Source organism: Cryobacterium sp. MP_3.1 (assembly GCF_035984795.1).
Classification (GTDB): domain Bacteria; phylum Actinomycetota; class Actinomycetes; order Actinomycetales; family Microbacteriaceae; genus Cryobacterium; species Cryobacterium zongtaii.
This window is the reverse complement of record NZ_JAXCHV010000060.1, coordinates 1-4,515: the sequence shown is the minus strand read 5'-3', so window position 1 is coordinate 4,515 and position 4,515 is coordinate 1. Positions and strand designations below refer to the sequence as shown.

At 57.2% G+C, this 4,515-nt stretch carries 4 protein-coding genes; all 4 read left to right on the top strand.

Translation table 11 applies throughout. The annotated features are described in order from the left end of the window. A partial coding sequence (locus tag RCH12_RS18365) for a hypothetical protein (RefSeq protein ID WP_442784596.1) occupies positions 1–439 on the top strand: 439 nt, incomplete at its 5' end. After that, positions 432–2,486, top strand: a complete 2,055-nt coding sequence (locus RCH12_RS18360; RefSeq protein ID WP_327017862.1) for a Mu transposase C-terminal domain-containing protein — start codon at positions 432–434, stop codon at positions 2,484–2,486. The genes RCH12_RS18365 and RCH12_RS18360, both read left to right, overlap by 8 nt. Continuing rightward, complete coding sequence (locus RCH12_RS18355; protein ID WP_327017861.1) at positions 2,486–3,523, top strand: TniB family NTP-binding protein; 1,038 nt, start codon at positions 2,486–2,488, stop codon at positions 3,521–3,523. The genes RCH12_RS18360 and RCH12_RS18355 overlap by 1 nt, the downstream gene beginning before the upstream one ends. Continuing rightward, positions 3,504–4,427 (top strand): hypothetical protein, encoded by a 924-nt coding sequence (locus tag RCH12_RS18350; protein ID WP_327017860.1) that lies wholly within the window; start codon positions 3,504–3,506, stop codon positions 4,425–4,427. Before RCH12_RS18355 ends, RCH12_RS18350 begins: the two co-directional genes overlap by 20 nt. The last annotated feature ends 88 nt before the right edge of the window (positions 4,428–4,515 follow it).

Sequence of the window (4,515 nt, the reverse complement as noted above, 5' to 3'; positions counted from 1 at the left end):
CGGTGGCTCCCAGACACACCGCCACTGGCTCTCTTCCGCACGATCGCTGGCTCTGAACGGCACGATCGGGTGGCTCTCAAAGCCTCAAATACTCAACCGAGCAAACGCCAGCTTCCTCGCGACGCGTGAGGTCTGCCGCAAGATTGGATGGAACTACGACGTGTTTGCCTGGATAGACCCGACCTACCTCAAGAACGTGCAATGGCTCGCAGGATACCGCCACGAGCGGAATGCTCCTCCCGCTGAAATCGAACTGACGCTTCTCGACTCCTATGCACAACCGAAACGAGTTGGCGAGGTCGTAGCTGCCCTCCCGCAGTGCAACCCCGCTCTAGTCGTCGCGTGGAGCTACCACCTGCTTTGGAAGCGTGCGCTGAACATCAACATGAGGACGCCACTCACGCAGCACCACCTCATCCAGGCGGTGAAATATGCCTAGGCAAGTATGGCTGGGTAGCGAAGTCGTTCTCGACGGTGGAAATTACCGAGTAGTCGACATCGCAAACTCAACGCTGACGCTGCGCAATCTCGAATCAGATGACTACCGTCACATACACGTTAGTGAGCTCTTCATGCGTGAACGGCTTGAAGCAGTCGAAACGGTTCCAATTCCGCGCGAACGAGACATTAGTGCCGTTGCCACTTTGAACAAGAAAGCGAACGCAGAAGCAGATTTCTGGTGCCAGCACGTCGAGGAGGTGCTTTTCGGCTATTCGCAATCTGCCGGATGCGTAGAGCAATCGCGACCGGAGTACGACCCCGAGACAAGTACGCTGACACAGCGCATCGAGCGTAAAAGACTCGAACTCGCAGCCCCTCCAATTCGACAACCCGTGACCGCTCGGACTCTTTGGAGAAAGGTGCGCGCCTACAACGACGTAGGGTTCGCGGGGTTGGTGGACCGGCGGGCGTTTCGAAGAGAAGGGCCACTCAACCGCGCGGACGAACGCATCATCGAAGTCCTGCAAACAGTAATCAGCGACCAGACGGAACGTTCTACCGTCACCCGGGGTAAAGTCATGGCGGATGCGAAGAAGGAGCTTCGCCGGAAATACGGTGACGAGGTTACGCTCCCGCATGTTTCGACGCTCTACCGGTACCTAGATGCGCTTTCGGCAGGAAAGGAAACCTTTGGGCTAGCGACGCGACGCCGTTCTCGTGCCCGTAGTCCGCAGCACACCTACGGCGCCATAGCTGCCACGCGTCCCGGCGAATTCGCGCAAATCGACTCGACGAAGATGGACGTCTTAGCGTTCGACGAACGCGGCAAGCCCTGCCGCGTGACAGTCTCACTCCTCATCGACGTATTCACATGCAGCATCATCTCCTTCGTTATGCGGCCAGAGGCTCTCAAAGGTGTGGACCAGGCGCTTCTTCTGGCACGCGCATTCGTGCCAGCACCCTTCCGGCCTCATCATTCGGAGCAGATGCGGATGGCGCAGTCAGGGCTCCCGTATGGAAAGTTGCTCTCACTTGACGAACGATTTGAAGATGCCCTGGCGATGCCGTACATCGTTCCCGAGACCATCACGACAGACAACGGCAAAGATTACCTCTCACGCACGTTCACTTCCGCGTGCGCGAAGTACGGCATCAGCGTTTTGGAATCTGCGCCATTCACGCCTTCCGACAAAGGCAAAGTCGAGCGAACATTTGGCAGCATCAACAGCCTTTTCACCCAGTACCTCAGCGGGTATGTCGGAAACTCCCCCGGGAACAGGGGTTACAAAGTTGAAGAGCAGCCGTTGTACCCAATACTGAGTCTCCACGAAATCTTCGAGGAATGGGTCGTAAGAGTTTGGCAAAATCGCGCCCATAAGGGACTTTCTGACCCGCTCTCGCCGTCAGTCCTCCTGACACCGAATCAGATGTACTCGGCGTCAATCGGTGTATCGCCAAGCCTCACCCTGCCGATTTCAGAAAGTGACTATATCGAGCTGCTCCCCTCAACAACACGCAACATCATGCGAGACGGGGTGCACCTCAAAAACCGTGTCTACGATTCGCCACAGTTGCACCCGTTCAGAGAGACAAAGTCGCCACGGAAGTCCGTGAACGGAAAGTGGGAGATACGGTTCGACCCCTACAACCCCACGGCCATCTGGGTCCGAAACTACGACGACGCCAAATGGATGGAGTGCGGCTGGAAGAACGTCGGCAACTTGGACTTGCCATTCTTCGCTGAGACGTGGCAGGCCGCTCGCGAGCTCGCGAGGGTCCAAGGTCTAGAAGGGAGCATTGACCATGTTGCCGAGCTTCAACAGATTCTTGAAAGACGAGAGCCCGAACTCGTGAAGAACGAAGTGAAGAAGGGACGGAAGAAGACCGCTGACGAACTCGTGGCACGTGACTACGTGCCGCGCCCGAAAGCCAAAGCCGTGGTCCCGAAGGAAGACGAACTCCGCAAACTCCCCTACATTGACCGCACTATCAAGGCAACGGGGACGAAGACCGGCGGCCTTTGGGACAGGAATGAGGCCATCTGATGAAATTGCTTGATGTCACACCCGCTGAATCCCTCACGAATCTTGCCGGGCTTCAGCGCTACTTGCTCCGAGCGTCGAGCAAACCCAGAACGTTGACGGCCGAGGAATACCTGACGCTAAGCGAAGAGGAGAAGGAGGCACATGACGATGCCCGCATCCTTTACCTCAATCGCGAGCTCACTGTAGACACTCCAGCAGTCAAAGCAGCGCTCAGCGATGTGCGCAGATTGTTGCGCTCCAACTATGGAAAAGCTTCAGGACGCCACGGACTTCTCCTAAGTGGCCCATCTCGCGCCGGCAAGACGCATACCGCGCTGGCAATACTGCGAGCGACGATGAATCGATATCTTGCGGACTACTCCGACCCAAGGCCCGAGGGCATTGTGCCGGTCGTGTTCATCGATGTTCCTCCCGCCGCGACTGCGAAGTCGATGATGCATCAATTCTGTGACTTTCTCGGCATGACCCGAGGGCCACGATTCACGCTCGAGGAGCTCACATACATGGCGACGCAGACGATGCTCCGCGGCCGTACTGCGCTCATTGTCGTCGACGAAGTCCATAACCTGAACAACAGTTCTGCAAACACACGAGATGCCATCCGGGCGTTGAAGGGCCTCTCGAACGCCTTGCCCGCGACCTTTATCTACTGCGGGGTCAACCTTGAGAAGAACGGGCTACTTGCAGGAGACGAAGGGCTTCAGATAGCAGGAAGGTTCGCACTGCGGCGGATGCTGCCTCACTCCTACGGAAATCTGCAAGACCGCGACGAGTGGGGATTGACAGTGCGAGCATTCGAGACCGGCGTAGGACTCATCAGCGCGGGCGAGCGATACCTTGAGGGACACGCAGAGTATCTTTTCAGCCGAACTGGCGGCTCTATCGGTTCGCTGGGGTATCTAATACGTTCTGCTGCTATCGAGTTGATTCTCTCTGATGCCGTCCGTGAGCACGGCGAAGAGAGAATCACGCGCGAGCTACTCGACTCAATTCCGCTCGACCTCGCGGCCGAACGCGGTGCAGACCTTCAAGGTTAAGGCTGAAATGCAGGAACTTCGTGGGCTCCCATTCAGCGTCAAAGTGCGTCATTTGGAAACAGCGGAGAGCTACTTTAATAGACTAAAGAATGCGAACTCTATCGAGTTCCTGACACAGACTCGCCTTAGCGCGAGCGTGCTTCGAGTACGCGCCGAAATCGACAAAGACGAGCTCTTCGCGACAGGCACAGAGGCCCTCGGCCAGTTGCCGGAAGGCTGGTTCAAGAATCAACGACTCCGTGCCGTCCCGCGCTGCCAGGCGGAAAAGTGCGCTTGCACCCAACTTCTTGGCGACGCCTACCTACTATGTTCGCTTTGTGCGGCTGGGGAACGAGTCATCCAGTATCCGCACGTTGCCGGCTTCGTGTGCCGCCAGCACAATCGCTGGGTCGGACCGGGCCTCGACGTTCAATCCCAACTGCCCGTCGCGGACTTTCCTCGCATTCGCCGTGCTGACCAAACGTTGGCGCAGCTCAAGCGCCACCCGGCCTTCGACCTCTACCAATTCATGACGCTGTGGCAAGTTATCAGCGCTTGGGCTAAAACCGAAGAACATGCGGGGTGTTTCCCACTTGCCATGCACGCGGCGTTCGAGCTGGAGACCCACGGAGCCGCTGCGGCATTTCCCGTTTCAGTAACAATCATGAAGCGACTGCTCTCGGGACCGTTTCTGACGCGCCTCCTTCATCCGACCATCACGAGGGTTGGCGCCGTCGACATCCTCAGTAGCGTCCTAGCTCTAGAGCTTTGCGCTCCCACTGACTCACTCGCCGACGAACTGCTCGTATGGCTGCGTCCCGTCTATTTTCGGGTGGCTGTTGCAACTCGAAAAGACCCCGCGGGCAAACGGAAGACGGCGTTCCCGATTGGTGAAGCCTGGCGGCATGACCTCAGCTTAACCTAAATCCACCGATCGGGATCGGAATCTAGCGGCGCGTTAAACAGAGAATGCCCGTCTTATCAGGGAAAATTGTACTTACCACAGTAACAAT